Genomic DNA, 26,314 nt, shown 5'->3' with positions numbered 1-26,314 from the left:
GGTGAGTTTGAAGCAGAGGCCCCTGAATATCGTCGCGGACGAGAACATACCGGCGCTGGATGCCATGTTCGGCCCGCTCGGAAACATTCGTCGCGTGCCCGGGCGTGGGGTCTCGAACCGGGACCTGCGGGACGCCGATCTCCTGCTGGTGCGCTCGATCACCGACGTCGGGGCCGAACTGCTGACCGGTACGCCGGTTGGGTTTGTCGGTACCGCCACCATCGGGACCGATCATGTCGATCTTGGGTATCTGGCCGAGAGGGGATTCCGTTCAGCAGTGCACCGGGCTGCAATGCCGACGCAGTCGTCGAGTACGTGTTGACCGTTCTCTATCAACTGGCATCCGAACAGCGGTTCGAACTCGCCGACAAAACGGTCGGCATTGTGGGTGTGGGCAATGTCGGTGCTCGCCTGCAGCGGCGTCTCGAGAGATTGGGGGTGCGGCTCCTGCTGAACGATCCGCCCAGGGCCCAGCAGTCGCCCGAGGGGTTCGTCGAGCTCGACGAGCTGCTCGAGTCCGCCGATATCATCTCGATGCATACACCGCTGGTGACGGAAGGGCCTTGGCCGACAAGGCATTTGCTGGATCGCGAGCGTCTGGAACGGCTGCGTCCGGGCGCGATATTGCTCAATGCCGGGCGTGGCGGTGCCATTGACAATCAGGCTCTGCGCCTGGTGTCGCAGCGCCGCCCCGACCTGACGCTGGTGCTGGATGTCTGGGAGGGGAGCCGGAGATCGATCCAGAGCTGGTCAGGCAGGTACGCATGGCCACGCCTCACATTGCCGGTTACAGCCTCGATGGCAAGATCCGCGGTACCTTTATGCTCTATCAGGCGGTTTGTGATTACCTGGATATGCCTGTGCAGGCGCCGCTGGCGGCCTATCTGCCGCCGGCGGCGGTGCGTCGTATCGAGGTGACCGATACCGTCGAGCCGTTGGAGCTGATGCGGCTGCTTTACGATCCATGGCGCGATGACCGGGCGCTGCGTGACACGATGGCACAGCCGGCGCGCGCGCGCGGCCTGGCGTTCGATCAGCTTCGCAAGAACTACCCGGTGCGACGGGAATTCGCCAGTCTGACCATCTGCGGCCATGCCGGTGAAGCCAGGGCGCGGGAGCTGGCGGCGCTCGGTTTCAGTGTCGAATTGGCGTAAGCTAGGCGGTTTGTCCTTTGTCGACTGAAATCTCCATGCCGAAGTCCCTGGAAAACACGCCCGAAAGCCTCAGCCTGGACGATCTCAAGCTACGGCCGGGAGACCGGTTGCGTGTCGAGAGCCGGTCGCCCCGCAGTCGTTTCGCATCCGAGCTGATCGGTTACAGGCGTGGTGCCAGCGTACTCATCAGTGCGCCCCGCGCAGGCGCTTTGGCCGGCCGCATCGTCGAGGGGGCGCAGGTGACGGTCCGGCTGATGGCCGGTAACCGTATCGGCGCTTTCAGCACCCGATTGTCGCACATCACCACGACACCCTACGGATGCTGGCACCTTGAGTACCCGGCGACGGTTGAGGTGCGCCGAATTCGCGCCAGTGCCCGGGTTCCGGTGCGTCTTCAGGTGGCCGTGGACAGCCAGGACGACGACAGCCCTCTGCACGGCACGCCGCCCTGTCCCGGCCTCTGTACCGATATCAGTCTGCAGGGGGCCTGTATCGAGACCTCTCGTCCGGTCGGGCAGCCCGGCGACCCTCTCTTTCTGACCTTGCGCATGGCGGTCGCCGGTATCGATCAGGTGTTGCTGGTCCCGGCGATCGTACGCAACCTCGGCAGCGAGCAGGTTGCGGGGACCCGGATATTTCGCCAGGGGTCGAGTTTCAGGAACTCGAGGAGGACGGGCGCTTGATGCTGGCGGCCTTCGTTTACCAGCAGTTTCTGGTGGAAACCGGCTTTATCGATGAATTTTGAGGAGAGTAACGTGTTCCGACTCGGACTGATCATCAACCCCTGGCGGGTCTCGGTGGCAGTGTCGCGCTCAAGGGCAGCGATGGTGTCGATACGGTCCGTCGCGCGCTCGGGCTCGGCGCCGAACCCAGGGCTGGGCTGCGCACGCTGCAGGCGCTGGAGCCCTTGCGTGGATTGCCCGTCCAGATCCTCACCTGGCCGGCGGAAATGGGGGCGGATGTGGCCCGGGAGGCCGGGTTCGAGCCGGTGGTACTCGGTGCCATTGATTCCGGCCATACAGGTCCCGATGATACCGAGCGGGCCGCCATCGAGCTGGAGAAAGCCGGTGTCGACCTGTTGCTCTTTGCGGGTGGCGATGGCACCGCCCGCAATATCTGCAATGCCGTGTCGGACCGTTTACCGGTGCTCGGCATTCCGGCCGGTGTCAAGATCCACTCCGGTGTCTATGGCGTCACACCGAGAGCGGCCGGTGAGATTGTTGCGATGCTGGTGCGGGGTGAGCTGGTGACGCTCGGTGACGAGGAGGTCCGTGATATCGACGAGGAGGCCTTCCGCCAGGGGCGGGTGCGCGCCAAATATTATGGTGAACTGCTGGTACCCCAGGAGCATCGCTACCTGCAGCATGTCAAGAACGGAGCCCGCGAGGCCGAAGAGCTGGTGCTGGCGGATATCGCCGCGGACGTGGTGGAGACAATGGCGCCCGGTGTCTGCTATGTAATGGGCTCAGGTACCACGGTTCAGGCAGTGATGGACGAACTCGGATTGCCCAATACGCTGCTCGGTGTCGACCTGGTGCAGGATGGGCAACTGGTCGCGGCCGACTGTACCGCTGCGCAGCTGCTGGACCTGACAGAAGGTCGCGACTGCCGGCTGGTGGTCACCCTGATCGGTGGGCAGGGCCATATCATCGGTCGCGGCAACCAGCAGCTCAGCCCTGCACTGTTGCGCCGAATCGGCCGTGAAAACATTCAGTTGCTGGCCACCAAGACCAAACTCAAGGCGCTGGAAGGGCGTCCGTTGATCGTCGACAGCGGTGATCCACAGCTCGATCGCGAGCTGGCCGGTCTGATCCGCGTGACGACCGGCTACCACGATGCGGTGCTCTACCGGGTGGCGGATCTCTGATCCGGCTTCTAACCTGACAGTATGTCCGGCGCCGGCAAAGGGGAGGTCGTCATGTTTCCAGGTCTGCTCAGATATCTGCTGCTGTGGTCGGGGTTGCTGAGTGATTGGCAGGTCCATTCGAGGCGGGCGCTGGTGCGCGACATCTGGATACTGTCTGGCCTGTTCATGCTGTGGCTGGCGCAGCCGCCATTGATGATGGCGGTGGCCCTGTTCAGCACCTGTCTCTCCTTCTGCGTTCTCGACGAAAGCGGCTGGCAGTGAGCGGTTAACCGTTAAAAGTTAACAGTTTCGAGTTGACAGTTTACGGAAGAGAAAGGCCCGCACTGCGGGCCTTCTGTTAACTGTACACTTGCCGCTGTTAGCTATTTTTCAGTGCGGCAATACGGCTGTCGAGCGGGGGTGGCTGGAGAACAGTTCCATCAGCCCCTGTTTCATGTGGCTGCTGATGCCGAAGGCCTGGAACTGGCCCTGCAGCTGGTCCGGCATGCCGTATTCCGCCTTCAGGCGCTGCAGCGCGCCGATCATTGCATGGGGGCTGGCCAGGGTGGCGCCGGCATGGTCGGCCCGGTATTCGCGGCGGCGCGAGAACCAGGCCACGATGACAGAGGCGATGATGCCGAACAGGATCTCGAACACGAAGGTCGTGATGTAGTAGCCGATGCCGGGGCCCGACTCTTCGCCGTCGCGGCGCAGGAAGGAGTCCACGGCATAGGCGGCGATACGGGCGAAGAACATCACGAAGGTGTTGACCACCCCCTGAATCAGCGCCAGCGTCACCATATCGCCATTGGCCACATGGCCGATTTCATGGGCCAGTACGGCGCGAATCTCTTCGGGGCGGAAGCGTTCCAGCAACCCCTGGCTGACGGCGACCAGCGAGGCGTTCTTGTTCCAGCCGGTGGCGAAGGCGTTGGCCTGCTGAGCCGGGAAGATGCCGACTTCCGGCATCTGGATGCCGGCTTTCTGCGACAGTTCGGCGACCGTATCCATCAGCCAGCGTTCGGCGTCGGTGCGGGGTTGGTCGATCAGGCGGGTACCGGTCGACATCTTCGCCATCGTCTTGGACAGAAACAGCGAGATCAGCGAGCCGGCGAAACCGAACACCGCACAGAAGATCAGCAGCGAGCCGAGGTCGAGCCCGGTACCGCTGAGGTAGTGATCGACGCCCAACAGGCTCAGCGTGATGCTGGCGACGATCAGTACCGCTATGTTGGTGGCAAGAAACAGGATGATCCTCATCATGGTCGTGTATTACCTGGCTGGAAAGTTGCAGATTAGATAAGGCCTTCCAGTCAAAGTTTCAATACCTGTGAAGAATACTAACGTTTCAGGAAATAATGCCATTCTCAGAGCCCCACAAAGCGTCTCCAGCCAGGCACGCCGGCGAAGGCAGGGTGGTTCCCTGTCGAGGCGGCGCAACGCCGCGGGGGGCGCTTTGTGGGGTTCCCTCCGGGCCGCGCTGTCCAGGCCCACGACTGCGTTGTTCGCCACTTATGTAGAGCAACTACACCGCGTGACTCACGCCTTGCCGTGAACCTGGACAGTGTGGCTGAGGGCGACATGACTTCCTGAAACGTTAGTACTGTCTGGCCGCTGTACCGTCCCGACGCTATAATCTGCCGCTTTTTACCGCCCGGAACCCTCTATGGACCAACTGACTGCGACAGTCGAACAGCAACTTGGGCGCGCACAGGGTAATGCCCGCCGCCTGTTCCATGGCCGCGGGCACTGTTACCCGGCGCTCGAGCACCTGGTGATCGACTGGTTTCCCCCGTGGCTGTTGTGCGCCTCTATGAAGCCGTGGACGAGGCCTGGCTCGAGGGACTCTGTCTGGCACTGAAGGCGCTGCCCGCCATCGATGCTCTGGTGGTACAGGAGCGCGGCCGGGGACGGGAAGCCAGGCAGCGTATCGCCTGGGGCCAGGTGCCGGATCAGCTCGCCGTCACGGAGGCGGGCCTGAAATTCTGGGTCCGGCCGCTGCAGAACCAGAACAGCGGTCTCTTCCTCGATATGCGCGAAGGGCGGCGCTGGGTTCGGGAACACGCCGAGGATGCCCGCGTGCTCAACCTCTTTGCCTATAGCTGTGCCTTTTCGGTGGCGGCGGTCGCCGGTGGTGCCCGAAGCGTGGTGAATCTGGATATGAGTCGCGCGGCCCTTGCGCAGGGGCGGGACAATCATCGCCTCAACGGTCAGGGCGAAGCCGAGGTGCGCTTTCTTGGCCATGATCTGATGAAGTCCTGGGGCAAGCTGCGCAAGCTGGGCCCCTACGACCTGATCCTGGTCGATCCGCCAAGTTTCCAGCCGGGCAGCTTTGTCGCCGAGCAGGATTATCGCAAGGTGGTCAGGCGTTTGCCGGATCTGGCGAGCGCCGGGGCGCGGATTCTCGCCTGCCACAATGACCCGCTCCATGGAAGCGAATTCGTGCGCCAGTTGATGGCGGAGGCGTGTCCGCAGTTCGGATTGCGGGAGCGGCTGCCGAATCCGGACGATTTTCCCGAGCGTGACCCGGAACGGGGACTCAAAGTCATGTTGTTCGAGCAGGGGGCTTGATGATCGATCTTGTGTGTCTGGATTTCGAGGCCAGCGGGCTCGGGCCGCGTTCCTATCCGATCGAGGTGGCCTGGCGCGACCCTGCGGCAGGTGCCGAGGACAGTTTTCTGATCAGTCCGGACGGAGTGACCGGCTGGGGCGACTGGTGCGAGATCGCCGAGGGTATTCACGGGATCCCCCGGACGCGTCTGCTGGCCGAAGGTCTGGCGCCGGAGACCGCCTGCAAGCGGCTGAATCAGGCGCTGGAAGGCCGTACGCTCTATTGCGATGCACTCGAATTCGATCTGTTTTGGCTGCGGCGGCTTTATGACGCGGCCGGGATGCGCCCGCTGTTCCGGCTCGAAGGGCTCGAGAGCCGGCTGGAGGGCGACCGGCTGGAACGTTTTCTCGAATGCATTGCCGGTCAGAAGCGCCGGCATCGGGCACTGGACGATGTGACGGATCTGATCAGTGCCCTGGAATATGCCTTTGCCGGTCAGTCGTCCGGCTGAGGCGCGTCTATTTCAAGTCGCTGTGGTTCAGTCGGCGTTGAGTATCAGCGCGTCGATCTGGTGGCGGATTTCGTCGTACTGGCCGGCTTCTTCGGGCATGAAATACAGCTTGTAATAGCAACGCTCCACCAGGCGGCCCTTGTTGCCCTTGATGGTCTCCTTGTAGGTGCCGTAGAGATAACTCATCTGCAGGTGAATCACGCGGGTGTTCGGTTGCACCTTGAATTCATGGTTTTCCAGGTCATACCGGGTCTTGGCTTCCTTGATGCTGTAGAACGAGACTTCGGCGACATGGTTGAGGTTGATCAGGAAGTTGGACGTCACCGGGACCAGGTGCTGCTTCTCCAGTCCGTTGTGCTCCATGTAGATACCGCTGTTTTTTCTGATCTTGATGAACATGTCCGGGATTCCTTGACGGCTGATGCTGGCAGATTACGACAGTATGATGATGCTGCGATGACAGCATAGCCCCGAACGCCTCTTAAGGCGAGCTGAGCGGTTCGGCGAATCTCTTTGATTTTATTGGAGTAAGGCATATTCAAGGCGCATCGAAACGCGCTTTTCAGGGCATCCTGTCGGCTAGCGGACGGTTGATTTCGCCCAGCGACCAGCGTTGGCCGTCCCACAGAAAGTGCTGCAGGCAGCGATAGTCGAGTTTCTCCGGCGCCCTGCCGCGCATGTCCCAGTCGCAGGCGGCGGCCAGCAGCGCGCGGATCACGCCCTTGTGGCAGACGGCGCCGAGTTGCTGCCGGCCCTCCAGGCGCATCACCTCGGCCCAGGCGCTGACCCGCTGCAGAACCTCACGCGGTGACTCGCCGCCCGGCGGCAGCAGGTTGAGGCCGCGGTCTTCGAGCTCGGCCATACCGTCGGGATCCGCCTCTCGCAGTTCAAGTACGGTCTTTCCTTCCCAGTCACCCCAGTCCATCTCAATCAGCGAGGCTTCCGGTGTGGCGCCCAGGCCCAGTAACTCGGCCGTTTCGCGGGCCCGCCTCAGCGGGCTGCAGTACCACCGGATTGCGGTCAGTGAGGCCGGAATCCTCCGTCGCTGCAGCGCCTCGATCGAGGTCTCGCTCAACGGCAGATCGCACCGGCCCTGCAGTCGCTTTTCGGCGTTCCAGCGGGTCGGCCAGTGGCGCAGGCAGATCAGTTCAAGCATCGATCAGGGGCTCCAGTTCGTGTCTCAGCGTGGCGGCAGCGGACTTCAGGGAATGATGCCGTTCGACCATCACCCTGCAGTTGGCTCGCCAGCGCTGCAGCAGCGCCGGCTGTGCCAGCGCCTGGTCGACGGCGCCGGCCAGCGCAGCCAGGTCACCGGGTGGCACCAGGCGGCCGGTGATACCGTCGTGCACCACGGCGGCAACCCCTCTTTCGCGGCCGGCGACCACCGGCAGCCCTGGGCCTGGGCCTCGAGCAGGGCCATGCCGAAGGCTTCGTTGACCGCCGGCCATACCATCAGGTCGCAGGCGGCCAGCAGTGGCATCAGCGTCTGCTGGTCGAGCCGCCCGAGCAGACGAACGCGCCGGTCGCCGGCAAAGGCGTCGACAACCTCGGCCCGGGCGCCGCCGTCGCCGACGAGCAGCAGCTGGCAGGGCCTGTCGAGCCGCTGCATCGCCCGCGCCAGCTGCCGGTACGACGCCAGCTTGTCGCCGGGGCGCATCATCGCGACACTGATCAGCCAGGGAGACGGCTGTTGAGCCCCCAGAGCGCCGCCAGGCGCGTGCGGTCCGGCTCGGCTGTCCGGGGCAGATTCGCCAGGTCGAGAAAGGGCGGCAGTGCGACGACTGGCGCCCGTCCGCCCAGGCAGGCCTGCAGTCCCTCGATGTCGGTCGGATTAAAAGTGAACAGCCGTTGCGCCAGCTGTAGCGCTTCGTCGAGGCACTGATGACTGAGTGCCCAGGGGCCTTCCGCGCGGCTGCCCGCCAGGAGGCCTCGGCGGCAACATAGGGGATGGCCAGTTCGCGGCAGACCCTGGGGCCTATCCAGTCGACCGCCTTGTAGTAGAGGTGATAGGTGAACCAGAGTTTCGGTTGCCAGCCCTGGCGTCGCCAGCGGCGTAGCAGGCGATCGGCCAGCCGTTGCCCCAAGGCTTCCAGGCGCTGTTGGCGCCCGGGGTTGCCCAGGGCATCGCGGCTGCGCAGTCGGCTGGCGAGCCGGACATCGAAGCCGGCTTCGCTCAGCGCCTGCATCAGCAGGCGGGCCAGCAGGCGATCTCCGGAGGGATTCGGATGATCCGGTGGTTTCAGTGGCGCATAGAAGGCTACGGGCGGCTTCATGAAGAGCCGCAGCAGGTGCTGATGTCGCACTGCAGGGCGCAGTCCCGGCCGTGGCCGCTCGCAGGGTCGAACAGCTGTGCCAGCTGATCGATACCGCGCTCGACATCGAAGGCCTCGCGTACCCGTTGCTGGCCGGCCAGGCCGGGCGCCATCGCAGGGCCGGGTCGGCGATCAGCGTCTGTAGCGCCTTGTTCAGCGCTGCCGGGTCGGCCGGTTCGACCAGCCAGCCGGTCTGGCGGTCCCGGATCAGCTCGGGAATGCCGGAGATGCCGGTGGCAAGGCAGGCCAGCCCCTGGCTCTGGGCCTCCATCAGGACATTCGGCAGTCCGTCGCGATCGCCATCCTCGACGATCTTGCTGGCCAGCACGAAGAGATCCGCCTGGCGATAGTGTTCCAGCACCTGGTGCTGCGCCAGCGCGCCGAGCCAGCGGATACGATCGCCGATTCCCAGTGCGTCGGCCTGCTTCTTCAGAGTATCGAGCAGGGGGCCGCCGCCGATATGGGTCAGTTGCCAGGCCTGTTCCCGCGGCAGAGCGGCCAGTGCGCTGAGCAGGTCATCGTAGCCTTTCTTGGCGACTGCGCGGCCGACCGAGATCAGTCGTACCGGGTTACTGTTGTCTCCACCGTCCCGGGACTGTACCGAAGGCTTGGGGGCCGGGAAGCGGCTGAAGTCGAGGCCGTGATAGACCAGGTGCACCTTGTCGGGGTCGTCGGCCAGGCCGCTCAGATAGCGGTGGTTGGCTTCGGTGCAGGTGGCCAGCCAGTCGAGTTCCGCCAGCTTTTCCCGCAGCTCCCAGGCGTCGCTGGTCCAGATATCCTTGGCATGGGCCGAGGCGCTCCAGGGCAGGCCGGTGATCAGGGCGCAGTAGCGCGTCACGGACGCCGGAGTGTGCAGGAAGTGGGCATAGAGCTGTTCGGTGTCGGGGGGCAGCTCGCTCGCCAGTACGAAGGCCTGGCCGAGTCGGCGGATGCGGTTGCGGCTGCGGTCACGTCCGAAATCTTGCCACCAGCGCTTCAGGCAGCGGCGGTAGCCGGGTCGGCGGCGCACCTGCCACCAGGCGCGCAGCACACGCCAGGGTTCCTGGTGCAGATATTCCGGCAGGTAGAGTACGTCGGCCTCGATCTCTCCGTGTATCGGGTGGCGTGCCCTGTCGGTGGGGTGGCGCAGCGATGCCAGGGTGATGTTCAGGCCCCGTTTTTCCAGGGCGCGGATTTCCTGGGCGATAAAGGTTTCCGACAGGCGCGGATAGCCTTTGAGTACCAGGGTGATCTGTCGGCTCAAGCAATACTCCTCAGTCGCCGTTCAGCTGTCCAGCAGGGCCGGCCCCCGACCCAGCGCACGCGATCTCCCAGCGCCCCGGTCAGGTCGGCGAGAAAGTCCCAGCAGGCGTCGTCATGGTCGAGATGGTGGGTCATCAGGCCGGTCGGTTCGGTCGCGTCCACGCTACCGAGGCGGCGGGCCTCGAGATGGCGGACCAGCTGGTGGATGACCGCCTCCTGGCCGGCAAAACGGCGGGCTTTCCAGTCGATGATGTCGATATGTACATTGATCTGCCGTGGGCCCTCGGGTTCCATCGGGCGAGGTCCCAGTATCGAGAGCCTGCGGTAGCCCAGTGCCGGTAGCAGCGTCAGCAGGTCGTCATCGATGCGGTTCCAGGGTGGCACCAGAATATCCAGGGCGCGAGGGCCGAACTGCTGCTGCAGCCGCTCACGCCCCTGGCGCAGCTGTTGCAGAATTTCCGGCCGGGGGCGAGGGCCTCCCAGTTCGCGCTTGCGCTCGCCGGGCCCGGCATAGCCCTGGTGGTCCCAGCCGTGCTGCAGCACCCAGGTCAGGTGGCTGCGGCTCAGGCGCTTTGCCAGCGCGATTTCACTGTGCGCCGGTATTACCGCCAGGTGCAGCGGGATCGCGTGCCGGTCGCTGAGTTGCAGCAGCTGCTCCAGGGCGGCGCTGGGCGCCGTCGCATCGTCATCGCGCCACCAGAGCGTCGGTGGCGTCTCCCAGCAATCGAGCTCCCGTTCCAGACGTCGCCAGTGTTTCATGATGTCGTTTCCGGGCGGGCCTCGAGTAGCGACTGCAGGTCCGCCGCGGCCCGGTCCGCGCCGTCCAGGTTCAGCGAGGGCAGGATGGTCGACAGGGTCAGGGCCTGCTCGGCCGCCCGGGCGAGGCGTTCGCCGCTAAGGTGCTCCTCTTCGACCAGGGTGCTGCGGCCGAGGTCACGCAGCCGGCGTGCCCGGCTGATCTGCTCCGTCTCGCCGTCGCCGGCAAAGGGGACCAGCACCGATGGCACACGGCTCACCAGTACATCCATCAGGGTGTTGTAGCCAGCCTGGGAGATCGAAAGTTCGGCGCCGGCAAGCCGCTCGACGAAGCGGGGGCAGAAGCGGATCAGTTCCATCCCGGAGCCGGCGAGGGCCAGTCGCAGGACCTCGAATTCCGCCTCGGGCAGGTTCGGGCCCGCGATCAGGGTCCAGGGCCGGTCGTTCAGAACGCCGCTGCGCCAGGCATCGATGGCGGCCTGCAACAGTGACAGCCCCACGGCGCCGCCGCCGGCCGAGACCACCACGCCGCGGCGCGGTCGGGGGCGGGGCGCTGGCGGGGCGACGAAGCCGGTGTAGGAGAGTCGTTCTCCGAGTCGCGGCGTCAGCGAAAAGCTTTCGTCCAGCCGGTTGAGGGACGGATCGCCGTGAACCCAGACCCGGTCGTAGAACCGTTCGATCAGGCAGAGGGTTTCCGCTTCCCGCTGCGGGCTGCGCTGCTGCAGGATGTCCCGCAGCGAGCAGATCAAAAGCGGCGGTCGCGGTTGCCGCCGTGCCCAGTCCAGCAGGGGCTCTAGTTCGAAACGCATCTGCCGGCGGCCGAAAGGATAGAGTTCGGTGATGATCGCGTCCGCTTCGATCTGTGCGGCCAGGCTCAGCAGGCGGTCCCGCCGGGTGCGGCGAAAGGCTTCGGTCAGCGGTTGCCCGACGTTGTCGATCAGCTCGGTGAAGTTCGCATCGCGCACCCGTACAGACGGCAGATAATGGCAGTTGGCGCCGGCGAAGGTGATCGCCGGTACCGCTTCGCCACCCAGCACCATATGCACTTCGTTCCCGCGGGAAAGAAGGGCTTCGCAGAGCAGCGCGGCGCGGCGCAGATGGCCGATTCCCAGCAGGTGCTGTACATAGAAGAGCACCCGGTATTTTGCAGGTCTGCTCATGCGTCCGGTTGTCCGAAAAGTTCGCCGACGCGCTCGATAACGCTGTCCAGACCGTTCAGCCAGGTCGGGTCGCCGGCAACGGAGGGCGGGTTGTGTGGCGAGGCGACGCAGGCCTTCGACCATTTCCGCCGTAGTACGGTCGCCGTCCGGATCGAGCAGGCTGACCAGATTGAGCCGGGCGGCATTCTGCGCCCGGATCAGCTGCTCCCGTCGCGGATGGCTGCGAGGCAGAATCAGCGCGGGCCGGTTCAGCGACAGGATCTCGCAGAAGGTGTTGTAGCCGCCCATCGCCACTACGGCGCGGGCATTGGCCATCAGTCGCTCGAGCTGGGCGTCGAAGGTGATCATATCGACGTTTGTCAGTGCTTCGGCGCGCTGCAGGAACTGCTGTCGCTCGACCTGGGGCATGAAGGGGCCCAGCACGAAGAGGGCGCGCCAAGGCAGTTCGGCGCCGCTCTCGTAGGCGCGCAGTACCCAGTCGATCATCTCGATGCCATCTCCGCCACCGCCGGGTGTCACCAGCAGGTAGGGCTGTTCCGGCGGCGGATAGTCGACGGTATTGGCAATCGCCGGTACTTCGCGGCGCAGATAGCCGGTATAGCGTATGCGCTGATTCAACGCCGGATCCAGGGGCAGGCCTTCGAGGGGTTGCCCATGGCCCGGGTGCCGTAAACCCAGAGTTCGTCGTAGAGGCGTTCGAGTTCGCCGAATACCCCTTTGTTACGCCATTCTTCGGTCAGCAGCTCCGGGGCGTCCATGACATCGCGAAGGCCCAGGATGGTACGGGTCGGTGTTTCGTGGAGCATCTTCAGGGTGCTGTGCACCTCGCCCTTGAGCCCCAGCGGCTCCTTGTCGACCAGGAAGATGTCTGGCGCGAAGACCCGGGTGGTGTGCAGAATGATCGACTCGCGCAGCGCCAGCGTATCGGCGAGGTCGATATGCAGCGCCAGCGAGGTGTAGTCGCCGTTATGCAGCTTGATCACGCCCGGTATTCGCACAAAGTCGACGCGAGCCTTGAAATCGAAGCGACCGATGATCGGTGAGCCGGTCAGGATCAGCACCGACAGATCCTTGTAGGCTTCCACCAGGGCGTGCGCCAAGGCCCGGCATCGACGCAGGTGGCCGAGTCCGAAGGAATCGTGGCTGTAAATCAGCAAGCGACGGCTTTTCAAAATGGTGCCCTTAGCGTCTGCGTCCATTCAGCGGCCATGGTAAGCACTGTCTCCCGCTTTGTATAGTTTGGTGAATAGAAGACAGGGAACAGATCGTAGGAGCCGCGCCCCGCGGCGAATGGTCTGGCAGGGTGCAGCCCGAAGCCCCGTTCGAGAGGTTCGGGCGATACGCTGTAACACACCGCCGATGCAAGTGGCCCCTCGAGAACCGCTCGTTCTGTCGACTGTAATCTGTTTTCTAAGCAGAACCCTCATCCTCGAACGGGCTCTTGCTGCGCTCGTCATCGATGCGATCGCTGCGCCTGAGTTCCGGGTGCAGGCCTTCCTGGGCGGCGGCCGAGCTGACGGCGTTCAGTGCCGATGTCTGCGTGTGCGGATCTGAGTGCTGCAGCTGTTCCGACAGTTCCCGGGGCAGCAGCACATGGACCGCGCGGTGGGCGAACTCGATGCCGTTGGCCGCCAGTGCTTCCTTCACCCGGCGGTAGGCTTCGCGGCGAATGACCCATTGTTCGCCCGGTTTGCAGGTGAATTTCATGCGGAAGATCAGCGCCGACTCCTCGACCCGCATCACGCCCTGGGATTTCAGCGGCAGCAGAAAGTGAGGGCCCATCTCCTCGTCCTCCAGCATTTCCAGCCCGGTCTTCTTGATGATCTTGCGCACCTTCTCGATATCGGTGTCATAGGGCAGGCGAAATTCGAGCTTCATCGTTACCCAGTCCCGGGACAGGTTCTTGACCGTCTGGATTTCGCCGTAGGGGATCGTCTGGACGGCCCCAGGTGGTGTCGCAGGCGCATCGAACGCAGCGAGATCTGTTCAACCGAGCCGCGAAGGCCGGCGGCCTCGATGTATTCGCCGCGCCGGAATGCATCGTCGAGCAGGAAGAAGATGCCCGAAATGATGTCCTGCACCAGTTTCTGGGCACCGAAACCGATGGCGATGCCGACCACGCCGGCGCCGGCCAGCAGCGGGCCGATCTCGACGCCGATAATGCTCAGCGCCATCAGGGCGACGATGATGACCAGGATCACCGAGGTGAAGCTGCGCACCAGCGGCAGCAGCGTTTCGGCTCGGGAGGCGCCGCCAGCGCCGCCTTCGCCATCGAGGCTGGCCAGCGCGTCCTGCTCCAGTGGCGAAGGTTCCGGCAGGCGCCGCTCGATCGCCGACTGGATCACCTGCCAGCAGGTATAGGCCAGCAACAGCACCGCGAGGATGTCGATGCCGGCGCTGAGTACGCGCTGCACCAGCGTCTCTTCCAGCATCGACATCGAGGTAAGTCCGAAGGCTTCGCAGAGCACGAACAACAGTACGCCCAGCAGAATCAGGCGGGTGCCGTTCTGCACCACCCGGATGAAGCGCTGCGAGCGCTGCTCGAACGTATGGCTCTGCAGCCACTCGATGCGGCACAGCCGTCGCAGCAGGGCATGTAGCAGGCGGTCGATCAGGATGAAGCCGAGTGTCAGCCACCAGGCGGGCTGAATGTCGAGAGCGGTATCGATGTCGCCGATGAACCAGTAGTAGCTCCACAAGCCCCAGAGCGCGAGCAGCCAGAGACTGGCGAGCAGCGGCCAGTTCTGTCGCAGGATGCGTCGCATCGAGGCGTCGGCGACTTCGTCGTCCCGGTCGAACAAGGCCGTCACGGTATCGCGGTGCAGCCAGACGAAAGCGATGACGGTACCGGTCAGCAATACGCCCCAGAGCGGGATGCTGAGACTGAGCAGTACAGGCTCCAGACCATGGTGGAGCAGCAACTTGTGGCCCTGGGCGAAGATGACATAGATTGCCGCGAACCCCAGAATCCAGTGGTGGAAGTTTCGCGCTTCCTCGCAGGCCATGTGGAAGGGGCGGATACCGCGGGCGTAGGGGGCGAACAGCGAACGCGAGAGAATGCCGACGAGTCTGAGCAGGACAATCGTCAACAGGATTCGCATCAGTGTCGGTCTGAGGCCGTCACCGCGATCATAGGCCAGTACAGGGAGCGCCAGAGCGCCGAGAAAGAAGGCGCCGAGGCGTACCAGGCTCAATACCGACTGCAGCAGGAGGTAACCGGCACTGGTGGCGAAGTGGTCGCATTGCTGGGACGCGATGTCGGTCGACATCCGCCGCATCTTCCAGCCGATCAGGGCTTCGGCGGCGAATCCCGACAGCAGCATCAGGCCGAATACGGTGATCAGGTCGAGGATGCCGGCGCCGCCGCGCCCATCGGTCAGTGATTGCCAGATGCGTGCCTGCTGTTCCGGCCAGCGGCCAAGGCTCTGTTGCAGCAGGTCGATTCGGTCTTCCAGGTCGCCGGTGGGCAGCGGCGCTGCCTGCTGCAGCGCGTCGTAGGGGTTCGGTCGCCGAGCGATCGACTCCTGTTCGAGCCGGTTGATCAACAGGCTGCGCACCTCGCCGTCGCTCATCTGGGCGACTTTTTCGGTGCTGGTGGTGGGGGCTGTTTCCGGCATCCGCAGCCTGGAGCTGAAAGGCCGGCAGCAGGAGCATGAGGGTGGCCAGCAGGCAGCGGCGTAGCAGGGCAGTCATGGCGAATTCCAGCAAGAGTGACGTCAGACTAAGTGTGGAGCGGGGTGGCGAACCTGTCACCCCGGCATCGGGGAATTACTGGCTATAGTGCTGGAGAAACTCCGCGAGGCGGCCGATTGCATCCTCGAGCTCGTCCTGGCGGGGCAGAAAAACGACCCGGAAATGCTGGGTATCCGGTACGTTGAAGCCGCTGCCCTGAACCACTAGAACCTTCTGCTGCTGCAGCAGGTCGAGCACCATTTTTTCGTCGTTCTTGATCGGGTACATGGCCGGGTCGAGTTTCGGGAACAGGTACATGGCGGCTTTCGGACGTACGCAGGAAACGCCCGGGATATCGTTGATCAGCCGCCAGGCGCTGTCCATCTGGTCGTAGAGGCGGCCGCCCGGTACGATCAGTTCATTGATGCTCTGGTAGCCGCCCAGTGCCGTCTGGATGGCATGCTGAGCCGGCACGTTGGCGCACAGGCGCATGCTGGCGAGCATGTCGAGGCCCTCGATATAGTCGCGGGCCAGGTGTTTCGGCCCGCTGACGATCAGCCAGCCGGAGCGAAAACCCGCGGCGCGATAAGTCTTCGAAAGGCCGTTGAAGGTGATGCAGAGCACGTCGTCGGAGAGGGAAGCCAGGGAGCAGTGCTCGTTCCCGTCGTAGAGAATCTTGTCGTAGATCTCGTCGGCGAACAGGATCAGCTTGTACTCGCGCGCCAGGTCGATGATCTGCTCGAGCAGTTCCGGCGGGTAGAGCGCGCCGGTCGGGTTGTTCGGGTTGATGACCACGATGCCCTTGGTGCGTTCGGTGATCTTGCTGCGGATGTCGTCGATATCGGGGAACCAGTCCGACTGCTCGTCACAGACGTAGTGGATCGGGTTGCCGCCGGCGAGGCTCACGGCTGCGGTCCAGAGCGGGTAGTCGGGTGCCGGAATCAGCATCTCGTCGGTGTCGTTCAGCAAGCCCTGCATCGCCATCACAATCAGCTCGGAGACGCCGTTGCCGATATAGATATCCTCGATGGTGACGTTGCGGATACCCTTGCGCTGGGTTTCCTGCATCACGGCCTTGCGAGCCGAGAAAAGACCCTTGGAGTCGCAGTAGCCCTGCGCCGACGGCAGGTTGTGGATCACGTCCTGGACAATTTCCTCGGGGGCTTCGAAGCCCCAGGGCGCCGGGTTGCCAATATTCAGCTTGAGGATACGGTGACCTTCCTCCTCGAGTCGCTTGGCTTCCTGCAGTACGGGGCCGCGGATGTCATAGCAGACGTTGATCAGCTTGTTCGATTTTCTGATTACTGGCATGGTTGCAACCCTGAACTCCTTTGCACGAGTCACTGCGACGAGCCGGACGGCTGGTTTGATTAGCGCGAGCGCCGAACGACGAAAAAGGCGGTTATCATACGCCGAATTCGACGGCAAAAGAATATCCGTGCCGCGGAATCCCCGGCCCTGCCGGGCCGGGGAGGCACCGGTCGCGGCTCGACACGGCCGGTGCGGTGGCAGACAGGAACAGGTAATGATGAAATCCTTCGACTGGTTATACGAACATGTGCGCGCCCACCGCGCGGGCGAGGATCTGGAAGCGTTGTTGCCGCACCCCAGAAGCCGCGACGAACTGGCAGCTGTCGCAGACGATCGCCTGCTGTCCGACCTGTCGCGCAGGGTGTTCAGAGCGGGTCTGAAGCATTCGCTGGTGGACAGCAAATGGCCGGTCTTCGAGGAGGTATTCTGGGGTTTCGATCCGCACAAGCTGGTACTGATGTCCGATGAACAGCTCGAGCGCCTGATGCATGATGACCGGATTATTCGCCACTTCGGCAAGATCAAGTCGGTGCGTGCGAATGCGCTGATGGTCACCGAGCTCGCGGCCGAGGCCGGCAGCTTCGCCCGCTTTCTGGCGGACTGGCCCGGTGAGGATATTATCGGGCTCTGGGCATTGCTGAAAAAGCGCGGATCCCAGCTGGGCGGCAATTCCGGGCCGGCTTTTCTCCGCATGGTGGGCAAGGATACGTTCCTGCTGACCGACGATGTGGTCGCGGCTCTGAAGGCCCAGGGCATTGTCGACAGGAAGCCCACGGCGAAGCGGGATCTGCAACTTGTGCAGAACGCCTTCAATCAGTGGCAGCGAGAGTCGGGCCGGCCTCTCTGTCAGATCAGCAGGCTGCTGTCGATGACCGTCGGCTGGTAACGGTTAGTTCAGTCCTTTACCACAACTTGCTGAAGGCTGATTTGCGGGTAAGCGGCAGGGCTATCCGCCCCGGCGTATGAAGTCGAGCAGTTTCGGGTCGTTGAACGCCCGGGTCAGCGTGTCTCCGGCCAGTTCATTGAGCAGCGTCTGGTTCTTGGCTTCCGAGGGCGGCAGCGGTGAGCGGTACTCCTTTTGGGACTGGTAACGACCGGTAAAGGTGCGTCCCCTGTAGTCGGCGACCAGGCGCAACTCCATCTGCATCAGGACCTGTTGCTGAGTCGTGTGCTGGCTTGCGTCATAGCTCAACCTGTCCAGCAGCAGTGTCAGCTTGAGGCCGCCTGGATTCCCGGCTACGGCTCCGAAACGGTAGACCCCCATTTGTCGCAGGGCCTGATGGGCGCTGCTGAGCAGGCTGTAACGGGCGTCCCGGGCCAGGGTGAGAAATGCGTTCTGTTCGAAGTGCGAGACGCGGTAGCCAAGAACCGGCGACTTGCGCAGGTCCCGGGCGTCCAGTTCGACCTGCAGTCCGTTCGGCAGGCGCTGTCGGGTATCGATCCGGGGCTGAAGCTCCACCTGTTGCGGGCTCAGGCTGGTGCAGCCGGTCAGCGCCAGGGACAGCAGGAGGAGGGGTCCCGCGAGTCGTTTCAGATGGATCATCGCTCTACTCCTGATCCGCAATGATGTCGGGCTGCAGGCTGTCCAGAAAGTCTGCCAGTGTATCGTGCAATTGACGGAGGGGCTTTTTGCCGGGCGCTTCGAGCCAGATACTGCCGTCCCGGTTATCGAGGCTGATGAAGAGGTCATCGTCTTCGATGCAGGCGAAGAACAGGGTCGGGGGTCTTTTGCGGCGCGCCTGTTCCAGAACATGACCAATCAGGTTGGCACGCAGCCGTTCGCCATCTTCCGGGTTCCAGAGCTGCAGCAGATTGAGCTGGCCCTCGCTCCGCCGGGCGGGCAGCGGGTCCGACCAGTATCGGCCGTAATAGCTGACGATGTCCGGATGGATGTCCAGTTGCAGTGCGGAGCCGATGCGCGCGAAAAGATCGCTGGTCCCGGGCTGCCGTACCGGTCGCCAGCCGACAGGCTCTCCCGGCGTGGCTTGCGTCTGATAGCAGTCCGAAGGCCACTCGGGGTCGTATGGCAGCTGTGGCAGTCTGCCGATCTGGTCTAGCTGTCTGGCCAGGGCGCGCTCGATAAAGTGGTCGAGTGCTGCGGCGGTGCTGGAGCTTCGAGTCATGTTCTCTGGATGCAAGGACGAGGATTGGGCTTACTCTAGCTGCTATCAAATTGCTTGTACAAGGAAACGGAGGCTGGTGCGGGAAAGCGACACCGGGCCCGGTTTGGCCTTCAGAGGCGGTACCGGCCGATGGCGGCTTGGCTGAAATATGAGCGATTTGATGATCGAAAAAAGTTGCGCTAAACGTTTGACAGCACTCATAAAATCATTAAAATTCGCACTCCGTTCTGGGGCGGTATGCACAGAGCGCAGGTCGGCAGCTCGGGGTAATGTACTCGAGTTAAGGCCTTGAAAGTGGAGCGGTAGTTCAGTTGGTTAGAATACCTGCCTGTCACGCAGGGGGTCGCGGGTTCGAGTCCCGTCCGTTCCGCCAACATTTGTGATGAGAGAGAAAGGTTAGAATACCTGCCTGTCATCTCTTCACAGGATGCGGTCGCGTTGAAAACCGTCCGTTCCGCCACTTCTCTTCGAAGCGCTGAAGAGTCGTACGAAGGCCAGTGTTATGGGCGAATAGCTCAGTTGGGAGAGCATCTGCCTTACAAGCAGAGGGTCGGGGGTTCGAACCCCTCTTCGCCCACCATAACGGAGCGGTAGTTCAGTTGGTTAGAATACCTGCCTGTCACGCAGGGGGTCGCGGGTTCGAGTCCCGTCCGTTCCGCCAACATTTGTGATGAGAGAGAAAGGTTAGAATACCTGCCTGTCATCTCTTCACAGGATGCGGTCGCGGTGAAAACCGTCCGTTCCGCCAACGCTTGAAGAGAAGAAAGGTTAGAATACCTGCCTGTCATCTCTTCACAAGGTTCGGTGCCGGGTTGAAGCCCGTCCGTTCCAGCACTTCTCTTCGAAGCGCTGAAGAGTCGTACGAAGGCCAGTGTTATGGGCGAATAGCTCAGTTGGGAGAGCATCTGCCTTACAAGCAGAGGGTCGGGGGTTCGAACCCCTCTTCGCCCACCATAACGGAGCGGTAGTTCAGTTGGTTAGAATACCTGCCTGTCACGCAGGGGGTCGCGGGTTCGAGTCCCGTCCGTTCCGCCAACATTTGTGATGAGAGAGAAAGGTTAGAATACCTGCCTGTCATCTCTTCACAAGGTTCGGTGCCGGGTTGAAGCCCGTCCGTTCCAGCACTTCTCTTCGAAGCGCTGAAGAGTCGTACGAAGGCCAGTGTTATGGGCGAATAGCTCAGTTGGGAGAGCATCTGCCTTACAAGCAGAGGGTCGGGGGTTCGAACCCCTCTTCGCCCACCATAACGGAGCGGTAGTTCAGTTGGTTAGAATACCTGCCTGTCACGCAGGGGGTCGCGGGTTCGAGTCCCGTCCGTTCCGCCAACATTTGTGATGAGAGAGAAAGGTTAGAATACCTGCCTGTCATCTCTTCACAGGATGCGGTCGCGGTGAAAACCGTCCGTTCCGCCAACATTTGTGGGGGAGGCGAAAGGTTAGAATGCCTGCCATCTCTTCACAAGGTTCGGTGCCGGGTTGAAGCCCGTCCGTTCCGCCACTTCTCTTCGAAGCGCTGAAGAGTCGTACGAAGGCCAGTGTTATGGGCGAATAGCTCAGTTGGGAGAGCATCTGCCTTACAAGCAGAGGGTCGGGGGTTCGAACCCCTCTTCGCCCACCATAACGGAGCGGTAGTTCAGTTGGTTAGAATACCTGCCTGTCACGCAGGGGGTCGCGGGTTCGAGTCCCGTCCGTTCCGCCAACATTTGTGATGAGAGAGAAAGGTTAGAATACCTGCCTGTCATCTCTTCACAGGATGCGGTCGCGGTGAAAACCGTCCGTTCCGCCAACATTTGTGGGGGAGGCGAAAGGTTAGAATGCCTGCCATCTCTTCACAAGGTTCGGTGCCGGGTTGAAGCCCGTCCGTTCCGCCACTTCTCTTCGAAGCGCTGAAGAGTCGTACGAAGGCCAGTGTTATGGGCGAATAGCTCAGTTGGGAGAGCATCTGCCTTACAAGCAGAGGGTCGGGGGTTCGAACCCCTCTTCGCCCACCATAACGGAGCGGTAGTTCAGTTGGTTAGAATACCTGCCTGTCACGCAGGGGGTCGCGGGTTCGAGTCCCGTCCGTTCCGCCAACATTTGTGATGAGAGAGAAAGGTTAGAATACCTGCCTGTCATCTCTTCACAGGATGCGGTCGCGGGAAAATCGTCCGTTCCGCCAACGCTTGAAGAGAAGAAAGGTTGGAATACCTGCCTGTCATCTCTTCACAGGATGCGGTCGCGGGAAAACCGTCCGTTCCGCCACATCCTGCAGTTCCGTCGTCTCTCTGGTATTCTCTGATCTCCGTCACACGTCTGTGTTTCAGGCTTTCCCGCCTGTGCTGTTCACTGTTAACTATCGATAGTGACTCAACAAAAAACGGCGCCATCGAGACGCCGTTTCGAACCTGCCGGATCGCAGTCAGTGGCTGATGCTGCCATGCGGGTAGGTGTGCATAAGCTGGTCGAACGAACTCTTGTCGATGCGTATCAGGTCGGTGTGATCTCCGCATTCGAAATAGCAGTCTTGTTCCTGTGCCAGGGCATCGTCCCAGATGACCGGCATATTGTAGGCCTGCCCCAGTGACGGGACCGCCCCCTTGTCGCAGTCGCGGAACAGTATCTTGACATCCTGTTGCGAGGCGGGCTCCAGCAGTCGGTTCATGCGGCTGTTGATAGCATCGATATCCGCCATGCGGTCGGATGGGACCACGGCCATGACAAATCCCTCTTCATCCTTGAGTACAACGCCCTTGGCGACCTGGCGGGCAGGCAGTTGCGCGGCGATTGCCGAGCTCATCATGGTTTCCGCATAGGTGTGGTGCAAAAGGCGATAGGGCACATGCTGGCGATCCAGGAACATCTGCACTGTCGGTGCAATGGACATAGTGCTAGCCTCCCCGAAAATTCGGACTCGGATTGATGCAGGTTCTTCTGCAACTCCAAGCATAGCCCAAGAGTATCGGATTGGCGCCGTTCCTGGGGGCGATCCGAATCTCGATAGGCATTGGGCGGGGCTTCTGGTAGCTTATGCCGCCATGTCATCCGTCGTCTCCGATCAGACCGTTTCCCTGTCCCCGCCTTTGCTGCAAAAGTTGCAGCTGGAACTCTACCGTCGCAGTCGTGTGGAGGTCTGGTTGCTCAGGCTCGATACCCTGCATCCTCAGGTCAGTGGCAACAAGGGCTTCAAGCTGAAATATGCGCTCGAAGAGGCGCAGGCGTGCGGTGCTGCGCGGATTCTCAGTTTTGGCGGCGCTTTCTCCAACCATATCCACGCCTTGGCTTTCGCCGGTTTCGCTCGCGGGATCGATACTATCGGCGTCATCCGGGGCGAGTCCGATTATGCCGGAAACCCGACGTTGAGCGACGCCGCTTCCTGGGGCATGCGGCTGCACTTCGTCGACCGGGCGACGTATCGCCGGAAGGCGCAGCAGGCTTTTCTATCGCATCTGGAAGGGCTGTTCGGGCCCTGTTATCTCATTGCAGAGGGCGGCTGCGGACCTCTGGCGACGAGGGGGTGTAGAGAAATACTGGGGCAGGTGCCGGCCGAACAGCTGGCCCGGTTCGATCTCATCGCTGTCGCGGTGGGAACGGGTGGGACACTGTCCGGACTGATCGCATCCCGGCCGGCGCATTGTCGTCTCCTTGGCTTCCCGGTGCTGAAGGGGGCCGAGTTTCTGTTCCGGGACATCCGCAGTCAGCTGGCGGACGCCGGTATTGCCGACCCCGGGGGTTGGCATTTGCAGCTGGATGCCCATGGTGGCGGTTATGGCTGCGTCACCACTCAGTTGGCGGCGTTTCTTGCTGCTTTTGAGCGGGAAACGGGTATTCTGCTCGATCCGGTATATACCGGCAAAATGCTGTTGCGCTTCAATCAGCAGGTCGCTGACGGAGACGTTCCAGCCGGCTCCCGGGTACTGTTGATCCATACCGGAGGCCTGCAGGGGCTTAGAGGAATGGCAAAAACGTTGTACGATCGTCGCCTGGCGTTTCAGGGGGCGTTGCCGCTCTGATTCTTGGCGCATTGTGGCCCGGGTTTGCAAACAGGAATGGTAAATGGATTATTTTCGCAATGTTGGATTGATCGGGCGTCTGGGCAGCAAAACGGTAATCGACTCTCTCAAGCTCTTGATTCGGTTTCTCAACGACAAGGGGCTGACCACCGTTCTCGATGAACGTATTTCCGACATGATACCGGGTCACGGCCAGCAGACCTGCAAGCAGAAAATGATGGGCGAGATCTGCGATCTGGTGATCGTGGTGGGTGGCGATGGCAGTTTGCTTGGCGCGGCACGGGCTCTGTCACCCTCTCATGTGCCGGTACTGGGGGTCAATCGCGGCAGTCTCGGCTTTCTGACCGACATTTCGCCGGCGGAGATCGAGGAGAAGGTGACCGAGGTGCTGGAGGGCAAGTACACGGTCGAGAGCCGCTTTTTGCTCGATCTGGTGGTCAAGCGCGACGGCGAGCCGATCGCCGAGGGTACGGCGCTGAACGATATCGTGCTTCACCCCGGCAAGGCGATTCAGATGATCCAGTTCGAGCTCTATATCGAGGGGCAGTTCGTCTATACCCAGCGATCCGACGGATTGATTGTCTCGACCCCGACCGGTTCCACCGCCTATTCGCTTTCCGGCGGAGGCCCGATCATGTCGCCGAAGCTCGATGCGCTGGTGCTGGTGCCGATGTTTCCCCATACTCTCTCGAGTCGACCCATAGTGGTTGATGGCAACAGCGAGCTGAAAATGGTCATCAGCGAGAACAATAAGACCTATCCGACGGTCTCATGTGACGGCCAGTTGAGTATCGGGCTGGCACCGGGGGATGTGATCACCGTGCACAAGAAACCGCACAAGCTGAAGCTGCTGCATCCACTGAACTACGATTTCTACCGCACCTGCCGCGAGAAACTGGGCTGGGGCACCAAGCTGGGAGACTGAATTGACTGCAGCGGTCTTTGAGGGATACGACCTGATAGGCGATGTGCATGGTTGTGCATTGAGCCTTCGCATGCTGCTGGAGCGCCTTGGATACAGTCGGGTGGCAGGCGTGTATCGTCATCCGCGGCGCCAGGCAATCTTCGTCGGCGATATCATTGACCGCGGGCCGCGGATCAGGGAGTCGCTGCACCTGGTGCGAGGGATGGTGGAAGCCGGGGCTGCTCAGATCGTGATGGGCAATCACGAATACAACTTTCTCTGCTACTGTACGCCGGGGCGGCCGGGCTCGGGGCTGGACTACCTGCGCAGCCACACGCCCCGTCACCACCGTATTCTGAAGGAGACGCTGGCGGAATTTGCCGGGCATCCGCAGGAGCAGCAGGAGGTACTCGAGTGGATCCAGGGCCTGCCGCTGTTTCTGGAATTCGACGAGTTCCGGGTGATTCATGCCTGCTGGCCCGCAGCGCTGATCGAGCGCTTTCGTCGCGAATATGGCGGCAATCACATCAGCACGGATTTTCTGCACCGCTCGGTGGTGCCGCAGTCGTTCGAGTGCCGGTTGATGGATCAGGCGCTGCGTGGCACGCATCTCAAGCTTCCCAACGACGAAGTGATTATGAGCAAGGACGGCTTTCAGCGACACTTTTTCCGTACCCGGTTCTGGGTCGAGGCGCCGGAGTACTACGCCGATGTGGTGTTTCAGCCGGACCCGCTTCCCGAGCATGTCGCCCGCATGCGTCTCAAGGCCTCGGATCGGCGAAACCTGCTGCACTACGGGGCTGACGAAAAATTGCTGTTCATCGGCCACTACTGGCGCGAAGGCGAGCCCGAACCGATTACCGACAATATCGCCTGTCTCGATTACAGTGCCGTCAAGTTCGGCAAGCTGGTTGCCTATCGCCACGACCATGAAAAGCGTATTGACCCGGCCAGGTTCGTCTGGGTCGATGTCGCCCGTGAAGTGTCGGCGGGGTTCGGTGGAGGGCCTTCATGATCAAGGTGCTCGAGGTGCCATTGGCCGAGGATCTCAGCGGCTTTACCGAGATACTCTGGCAATACGAGGTGCCGCACCGGGTGGTGGAGCAGGCGACCGTCCAGGAGCTTTGGATCGCCTCCCAGGTCGATGCCGAGCAGGTACTGAGCCTTTATCGCCGCTGGCGTGAAGGGGGCGATCCGAGTCGTTTGCGGCTGCGACGCCGCAACGCACCAGGTGTGCTAAGCCCGGCGGTGCTGCGCCGTACCTGGCTCAGTCTGCTGCTGATCGCGGGCAGCGTGCTGTCTTCGCTGCTGGTGGGTTTCGGCGACAATATCGACTGGATGCGCCACCTGACGATCGTCGATTTTCAGCTTCGTGGCGATCATATCTACTATGCCGGGCTCGAACACAGCCTGGCGACCGGGCAGTGGTGGCGCTTGCTGACCCCGGCGTTGCTGCATTTCAATATGCCTCACCTGTTGTTCAACCTGCTCTGGGTCTGGGTGGCCGGACGGGCCATCGAGGCGCTTCACGGTACCCTGGCGCTGCTCGGGCTCGCGCTGTTGTCGGCGCTGATCTCGAATCTGGCTCAGTTCTGGATCAGTGGGCCGATGTTCGGTGGCATGTCGGGCGTGGTGTTTGCATTGCTGGCCTATGCCTGGTTCTGGGACCGGCAGGGCGGGCGGCCCTCGATAGGCCTGCCGCCGGCGCTGATGGGGCTGATGCTGCTGTGGCTGGTGCTCGGCTTTACCGGCTTGCTGGAAGCGCTCGGCTTCGGCGCCATTGCCAATACCGCGCACCTGGCAGGGCTTGTTGCCGGTCTGGCCTGGGCCTGGCTGCGTCTGCTTCGGATCCGCCGTCATTGAGTCTTTACGCTGATCCGGCGGCGCGCGAGCGTATCCGGCACCTTTACCGTCGCCAGGTCGAACGCCTGCCGCAACCGGTCGAGTCCTGCTTTGTCGAAACCCCCTGTGGCCGTACCCATCTGCTGCTGGCCGGCGACCCGGATGCCCGGCCGCTGCTGGCTGTGCCGGGGCTGCAGACGGGCGGGGGTTCAATCTCGAGTTGCTCTGGCCGCTGACCGGCGCTTTTCGGCTGATTTCGCCGGATATACCGGGGCAGGCCGGTCTCAGTGCTGAGGTGCCGCCGGATCGCGACGGCGGCTACGGTCGCTGGCTGCTTTCGATGCTGGATGGGCTGGGCATCGAACGTTGCGCGATGGTCGGAATCTCTTTCGGCGGGGCCGTGGTGCTGGATGCGATCCGGCTGGCGCCGCTGCGGGTTGAGCGGGCCTCGCTGATCGTGCCGGCAGGTCTGGAAATCAGCCTCTGGCGCACGCTCAAGGCAACTTTGCGACCCTGGCTGAGCTACCGCTGGCATCGGGACGACCCGCACTTCGCTGCCCTGATGAAACCTCTGATGGCCGAGCCCTGGCCGGAGCTCTGTCAGTTTTATCAGGCGGTGCTGAGCGACCTGCATCCGCCCGTCCGGGTGCCGCCTGGTCCCTTCAGTGCGGCCGAACTGCGGCATTTCGACGGCGCAGTTCAACTGGTGCTGGCGCGTCACGATCTCTACTTCGAGCCCGAAGCCCTGGAGGCGGCGGCCCGGGAAGCGCTGCCGAAACTCAGCGATATCCTGTTGCTGGACGACAGCCATATTCCCGGACGCAACAGCCGCCGCGAATTGCATCAGCGGGTGCTGGCCTTTCTCGCCGATAGCGGTCGCTGATGGTTCAGCCGGGCGTGCGGAGTCTGGTACACTGCGTGCATTACCGAACAGGCCTCCCT

Annotated in this window: 27 protein-coding genes, 11 tRNA genes and 2 pseudogenes; 26 read left to right on the top strand and 14 right to left on the bottom strand. The window is 62.5% G+C overall.

All coding sequences use genetic code 11. The features are described 5' to 3' along the window. Positions 1 to 7 precede the first annotated feature (7 nt). The 6 genes from ACFQDL_RS01185 to ACFQDL_RS01160 all read left to right on the top strand — a co-directional run bounded on the left by ACFQDL_RS01185 (position 8) and on the right by ACFQDL_RS01160 (position 3,282). Positions 8 to 322: a Rossmann-fold NAD(P)-binding domain-containing protein gene (locus ACFQDL_RS01185; protein ID WP_379907431.1), complete on the top strand. Its 315-nt coding sequence runs from the start codon at positions 8 to 10 to the stop codon at positions 320 to 322. Beyond that, the gene (locus ACFQDL_RS01180) at positions 319 to 918 is read left to right on the top strand and encodes an NAD(P)-dependent oxidoreductase (protein ID WP_379907430.1); all 600 of its coding nucleotides are present in this window, start codon (positions 319 to 321) and stop codon (positions 916 to 918) included. The genes ACFQDL_RS01185 and ACFQDL_RS01180 overlap by 4 nt, the downstream gene beginning before the upstream one ends. Further along, positions 861 to 1,154 (top strand): DUF3410 domain-containing protein, encoded by a 294-nt coding sequence (locus ACFQDL_RS01175; protein WP_379907429.1) that lies wholly within the window; start codon positions 861 to 863, stop codon positions 1,152 to 1,154. Before ACFQDL_RS01180 ends, ACFQDL_RS01175 begins: the two co-directional genes overlap by 58 nt. 35 nt (positions 1,155 to 1,189) lie before the next feature. After that, positions 1,190 to 1,837 (top strand): flagellar brake protein, encoded by a 648-nt coding sequence (locus ACFQDL_RS01170; protein WP_379907428.1) that lies wholly within the window; start codon positions 1,190 to 1,192, stop codon positions 1,835 to 1,837. Between the two features lie 224 nt (positions 1,838 to 2,061). Next, on the top strand, positions 2,062 to 3,021 hold the full coding sequence (locus ACFQDL_RS01165; RefSeq protein ID WP_379907427.1) for an ATP-NAD kinase family protein: 960 nt from the start codon (positions 2,062 to 2,064) through the stop codon (positions 3,019 to 3,021). A gap of 51 nt (positions 3,022 to 3,072) precedes the next feature. Further along, complete coding sequence (locus tag ACFQDL_RS01160) at positions 3,073 to 3,282, top strand: hypothetical protein (protein ID WP_379907426.1); 210 nt, start codon at positions 3,073 to 3,075, stop codon at positions 3,280 to 3,282. A 97-nt stretch (positions 3,283 to 3,379) separates the two neighbouring features. On the opposite strand, the pseudogene htpX reads toward ACFQDL_RS01160, so the two are convergent. After that, positions 3,380 to 4,263: pseudogene (gene htpX / locus ACFQDL_RS01155) on the bottom strand (protease HtpX). A 531-nt stretch (positions 4,264 to 4,794) separates the two neighbouring features. Here htpX and ACFQDL_RS01150 point away from each other — a divergent pair. Continuing rightward, positions 4,795 to 5,571, top strand: coding sequence for a class I SAM-dependent methyltransferase (locus tag ACFQDL_RS01150; protein ID WP_379907425.1), 777 nt, complete (start codon positions 4,795 to 4,797; stop codon positions 5,569 to 5,571). After that, the gene (locus tag ACFQDL_RS01145; protein WP_379907424.1) at positions 5,571 to 6,062 is read left to right on the top strand and encodes a 3'-5' exonuclease; all 492 of its coding nucleotides are present in this window, start codon (positions 5,571 to 5,573) and stop codon (positions 6,060 to 6,062) included. The genes ACFQDL_RS01150 and ACFQDL_RS01145 overlap by 1 nt, the downstream gene beginning before the upstream one ends. A gap of 27 nt (positions 6,063 to 6,089) precedes the next feature. On the opposite strand, the gene ACFQDL_RS01140 is transcribed toward ACFQDL_RS01145, so the two are convergent. The 10 genes and pseudogenes from ACFQDL_RS01140 to ACFQDL_RS01095 form a co-directional block, all read right to left on the bottom strand. Further along, a complete protein-coding gene (locus ACFQDL_RS01140; RefSeq protein WP_379907423.1) occupies positions 6,090 to 6,461 on the bottom strand; it encodes a hypothetical protein in 372 nt (123 codons plus the stop codon). 163 nt (positions 6,462 to 6,624) lie between these two features. Further along, on the bottom strand, positions 6,625 to 7,218 hold the full coding sequence (locus tag ACFQDL_RS01135; protein WP_379907422.1) for a histidine phosphatase family protein: 594 nt from the start codon (positions 7,216 to 7,218) through the stop codon (positions 6,625 to 6,627). After that, positions 7,211 to 7,719, bottom strand: a pseudogene (locus ACFQDL_RS01130) (glycosyltransferase family 4 protein). The gene ACFQDL_RS01135 and the pseudogene ACFQDL_RS01130 overlap by 8 nt, the downstream one beginning before the upstream one ends. A 14-nt stretch (positions 7,720 to 7,733) precedes the next feature. Further along, on the bottom strand, positions 7,734 to 9,617 hold the full coding sequence (locus ACFQDL_RS01125) for a glycosyltransferase (RefSeq protein ID WP_379907421.1): 1,884 nt from the start codon (positions 9,615 to 9,617) through the stop codon (positions 7,734 to 7,736). Continuing rightward, on the bottom strand, positions 9,614 to 10,375 hold the full coding sequence (locus ACFQDL_RS01120) for a polysaccharide deacetylase family protein (RefSeq protein WP_379907420.1): 762 nt from the start codon (positions 10,373 to 10,375) through the stop codon (positions 9,614 to 9,616). The genes ACFQDL_RS01125 and ACFQDL_RS01120 overlap by 4 nt, the downstream gene beginning before the upstream one ends. Then, positions 10,372 to 12,150: a glycosyltransferase gene (locus tag ACFQDL_RS01115; protein WP_379907419.1), complete on the bottom strand. Its 1,779-nt coding sequence runs from the start codon at positions 12,148 to 12,150 to the stop codon at positions 10,372 to 10,374. The genes ACFQDL_RS01120 and ACFQDL_RS01115 overlap by 4 nt, the downstream gene beginning before the upstream one ends. After that, a complete protein-coding gene (locus tag ACFQDL_RS01110; RefSeq protein WP_379907418.1) occupies positions 12,147 to 12,731 on the bottom strand; it encodes a glycosyltransferase family protein in 585 nt (194 codons plus the stop codon). Before ACFQDL_RS01110 ends, ACFQDL_RS01115 begins: the two co-directional genes overlap by 4 nt. Before the next feature lie 211 nt (positions 12,732 to 12,942). Continuing rightward, on the bottom strand, positions 12,943 to 13,410 hold the full coding sequence (locus ACFQDL_RS01105) for a mechanosensitive ion channel family protein (protein WP_379907417.1): 468 nt from the start codon (positions 13,408 to 13,410) through the stop codon (positions 12,943 to 12,945). Between the two features lie 2 nt (positions 13,411 to 13,412). After that, on the bottom strand, positions 13,413 to 15,149 hold the full coding sequence (locus ACFQDL_RS01100; protein ID WP_379907416.1) for a mechanosensitive ion channel family protein: 1,737 nt from the start codon (positions 15,147 to 15,149) through the stop codon (positions 13,413 to 13,415). A gap of 151 nt (positions 15,150 to 15,300) precedes the next feature. Next, on the bottom strand, positions 15,301 to 16,515 hold the full coding sequence (locus ACFQDL_RS01095) for a pyridoxal phosphate-dependent aminotransferase (protein WP_379907415.1): 1,215 nt from the start codon (positions 16,513 to 16,515) through the stop codon (positions 15,301 to 15,303). Between the two features lie 217 nt (positions 16,516 to 16,732). Between ACFQDL_RS01095 and ACFQDL_RS01090 the strand changes: the two genes are divergently transcribed. Then, positions 16,733 to 17,401 (top strand): DNA-3-methyladenine glycosylase I, encoded by a 669-nt coding sequence (locus ACFQDL_RS01090; RefSeq protein WP_379912795.1) that lies wholly within the window; start codon positions 16,733 to 16,735, stop codon positions 17,399 to 17,401. Positions 17,402 to 17,461: 60 nt separating this feature from the next. On the opposite strand, the gene ACFQDL_RS01085 is transcribed toward ACFQDL_RS01090, so the two are convergent. Continuing rightward, positions 17,462 to 18,058, bottom strand: a complete 597-nt coding sequence (locus tag ACFQDL_RS01085) for a YajG family lipoprotein (protein WP_379907414.1) — start codon at positions 18,056 to 18,058, stop codon at positions 17,462 to 17,464. Positions 18,059 to 18,062: 4 nt separating this feature from the next. After that, a complete protein-coding gene (gene syd / locus ACFQDL_RS01080) occupies positions 18,063 to 18,638 on the bottom strand; it encodes a SecY-interacting protein (RefSeq protein WP_379907413.1) in 576 nt (191 codons plus the stop codon). A gap of 296 nt (positions 18,639 to 18,934) precedes the next feature. Here syd and ACFQDL_RS01075 point away from each other — a divergent pair. The 11 genes from ACFQDL_RS01075 to ACFQDL_RS01025 all read left to right on the top strand — a co-directional run bounded on the left by ACFQDL_RS01075 (position 18,935) and on the right by ACFQDL_RS01025 (position 20,709). Continuing rightward, a tRNA-Asp gene (locus ACFQDL_RS01075) sits at positions 18,935 to 19,011 on the top strand. A gap of 131 nt (positions 19,012 to 19,142) precedes the next feature. Then, positions 19,143 to 19,218 (top strand) — tRNA-Val (locus ACFQDL_RS01070). Between the two features lie 4 nt (positions 19,219 to 19,222). After that, positions 19,223 to 19,299: transfer RNA gene (locus ACFQDL_RS01065), tRNA-Asp, on the top strand. Positions 19,300 to 19,516: 217 nt separating this feature from the next. Further along, positions 19,517 to 19,592: transfer RNA gene (locus tag ACFQDL_RS01060), tRNA-Val, on the top strand. A gap of 4 nt (positions 19,593 to 19,596) precedes the next feature. Continuing rightward, positions 19,597 to 19,673, top strand: a tRNA-Asp gene (locus ACFQDL_RS01055). 133 nt (positions 19,674 to 19,806) lie between these two features. Beyond that, positions 19,807 to 19,882, top strand: a tRNA-Val gene (locus ACFQDL_RS01050). 4 nt (positions 19,883 to 19,886) lie between these two features. Continuing rightward, positions 19,887 to 19,963, top strand: a tRNA-Asp gene (locus ACFQDL_RS01045). A gap of 216 nt (positions 19,964 to 20,179) precedes the next feature. Beyond that, positions 20,180 to 20,255 (top strand) — tRNA-Val (locus ACFQDL_RS01040). A 4-nt stretch (positions 20,256 to 20,259) separates the two neighbouring features. Continuing rightward, positions 20,260 to 20,336: transfer RNA gene (locus tag ACFQDL_RS01035), tRNA-Asp, on the top strand. A gap of 216 nt (positions 20,337 to 20,552) precedes the next feature. Next, positions 20,553 to 20,628 (top strand) — tRNA-Val (locus ACFQDL_RS01030). Between the two features lie 4 nt (positions 20,629 to 20,632). After that, positions 20,633 to 20,709: transfer RNA gene (locus ACFQDL_RS01025), tRNA-Asp, on the top strand. A 326-nt stretch (positions 20,710 to 21,035) separates the two neighbouring features. On the opposite strand, the gene ACFQDL_RS01020 is transcribed toward ACFQDL_RS01025, so the two are convergent. Then, a complete protein-coding gene (locus ACFQDL_RS01020; RefSeq protein WP_379907412.1) occupies positions 21,036 to 21,500 on the bottom strand; it encodes an aminoacyl-tRNA deacylase in 465 nt (154 codons plus the stop codon). On the opposite strand from ACFQDL_RS01020, the gene ACFQDL_RS01015 reads away from it, so the two are divergent. Genes ACFQDL_RS01015 through ACFQDL_RS00990 form a run of 6 tightly spaced genes read left to right on the top strand, consistent with a single transcriptional unit; the run spans position 21,493 to position 26,255 of the window. Further along, positions 21,493 to 22,626, top strand: a complete 1,134-nt coding sequence (locus ACFQDL_RS01015; protein WP_379907411.1) for a 1-aminocyclopropane-1-carboxylate deaminase/D-cysteine desulfhydrase — start codon at positions 21,493 to 21,495, stop codon at positions 22,624 to 22,626. The two genes, ACFQDL_RS01020 and ACFQDL_RS01015, sit on opposite strands and share 8 nt — an antisense overlap. 43 nt (positions 22,627 to 22,669) lie before the next feature. Then, entirely contained in the window at positions 22,670 to 23,551 is an 882-nt protein-coding gene (locus ACFQDL_RS01010; protein ID WP_379907410.1) for an NAD(+) kinase, read from the top strand. 43 nt (positions 23,552 to 23,594) lie between these two features. Beyond that, complete coding sequence (locus ACFQDL_RS01005) at positions 23,595 to 24,545, top strand: metallophosphoesterase family protein (RefSeq protein WP_379912793.1); 951 nt, start codon at positions 23,595 to 23,597, stop codon at positions 24,543 to 24,545. Continuing rightward, complete coding sequence (locus tag ACFQDL_RS01000; protein ID WP_379907409.1) at positions 24,542 to 25,393, top strand: rhomboid family intramembrane serine protease; 852 nt, start codon at positions 24,542 to 24,544, stop codon at positions 25,391 to 25,393. The genes ACFQDL_RS01005 and ACFQDL_RS01000 overlap by 4 nt, the downstream gene beginning before the upstream one ends. Beyond that, entirely contained in the window at positions 25,390 to 25,608 is a 219-nt protein-coding gene (locus ACFQDL_RS00995; RefSeq protein ID WP_379907408.1) for a hypothetical protein, read from the top strand. Before ACFQDL_RS01000 ends, ACFQDL_RS00995 begins: the two co-directional genes overlap by 4 nt. Beyond that, positions 25,593 to 26,255, top strand: coding sequence for an alpha/beta fold hydrolase (locus tag ACFQDL_RS00990; protein ID WP_379907407.1), 663 nt, complete (start codon positions 25,593 to 25,595; stop codon positions 26,253 to 26,255). Before ACFQDL_RS00995 ends, ACFQDL_RS00990 begins: the two co-directional genes overlap by 16 nt. The last annotated feature ends 59 nt before the right edge of the window (positions 26,256 to 26,314 follow it).

Source organism: Marinobacterium aestuariivivens, from assembly GCF_042661465.1.
In the GTDB taxonomy this organism is placed as follows: Bacteria; Pseudomonadota; Gammaproteobacteria; order Pseudomonadales; family Balneatricaceae; genus Marinobacterium_A; species Marinobacterium_A aestuariivivens.
This window is presented reverse-complemented; position numbering and strand designations above follow the sequence as displayed.

Bases quoted from the DNA above. Each gene is read 5' to 3' on its own strand.
- ACFQDL_RS01170 (WP_379907428.1), top strand. From the start codon at position 1,190: ATGCCGAAGTCCCTGGAAAACACGCCCGAAAGCCTCAGCCTGGACGAT.
- ACFQDL_RS01160 (WP_379907426.1), top strand. From the start codon at position 3,073: ATGTTTCCAGGTCTGCTCAGATATCTGCTGCTGTGGTCGGGGTTGCTG.
- ACFQDL_RS01145 (WP_379907424.1), top strand. From the start codon at position 5,571: ATGATCGATCTTGTGTGTCTGGATTTCGAGGCCAGCGGGCTCGGGCCG.
- ACFQDL_RS01140 (WP_379907423.1), bottom strand. From the start codon at position 6,461: ATGTTCATCAAGATCAGAAAAAACAGCGGTATCTACATGGAGCACAAC.
- ACFQDL_RS01135 (WP_379907422.1), bottom strand. From the start codon at position 7,218: ATGCTTGAACTGATCTGCCTGCGCCACTGGCCGACCCGCTGGAACGCC.
- ACFQDL_RS01120 (WP_379907420.1), bottom strand. From the start codon at position 10,375: ATGAAACACTGGCGACGTCTGGAACGGGAGCTCGATTGCTGGGAGACG.
- ACFQDL_RS01110 (WP_379907418.1), bottom strand. From the start codon at position 12,731: ATGGACGCAGACGCTAAGGGCACCATTTTGAAAAGCCGTCGCTTGCTG.
- ACFQDL_RS01105 (WP_379907417.1), bottom strand. From the start codon at position 13,410: ATGAAGCTCGAATTTCGCCTGCCCTATGACACCGATATCGAGAAGGTG.
- ACFQDL_RS01100 (WP_379907416.1), bottom strand. From the start codon at position 15,149: ATGCCGGAAACAGCCCCCACCACCAGCACCGAAAAAGTCGCCCAGATG.
- ACFQDL_RS01095 (WP_379907415.1), bottom strand. From the start codon at position 16,515: ATGCCAGTAATCAGAAAATCGAACAAGCTGATCAACGTCTGCTATGAC.
- ACFQDL_RS01090 (WP_379912795.1), top strand. From the start codon at position 16,733: ATGAAATCCTTCGACTGGTTATACGAACATGTGCGCGCCCACCGCGCG.
- ACFQDL_RS01085 (WP_379907414.1), bottom strand. From the start codon at position 18,058: ATGATCCATCTGAAACGACTCGCGGGACCCCTCCTCCTGCTGTCCCTG.
- syd (WP_379907413.1), bottom strand. From the start codon at position 18,638: ATGACTCGAAGCTCCAGCACCGCCGCAGCACTCGACCACTTTATCGAG.
- ACFQDL_RS01015 (WP_379907411.1), top strand. From the start codon at position 21,493: ATGGACATAGTGCTAGCCTCCCCGAAAATTCGGACTCGGATTGATGCA.
- ACFQDL_RS01020 (WP_379907412.1), bottom strand. From the start codon at position 21,500: ATGTCCATTGCACCGACAGTGCAGATGTTCCTGGATCGCCAGCATGTG.
- ACFQDL_RS01010 (WP_379907410.1), top strand. From the start codon at position 22,670: ATGGATTATTTTCGCAATGTTGGATTGATCGGGCGTCTGGGCAGCAAA.
- ACFQDL_RS01000 (WP_379907409.1), top strand. From the start codon at position 24,542: ATGATCAAGGTGCTCGAGGTGCCATTGGCCGAGGATCTCAGCGGCTTT.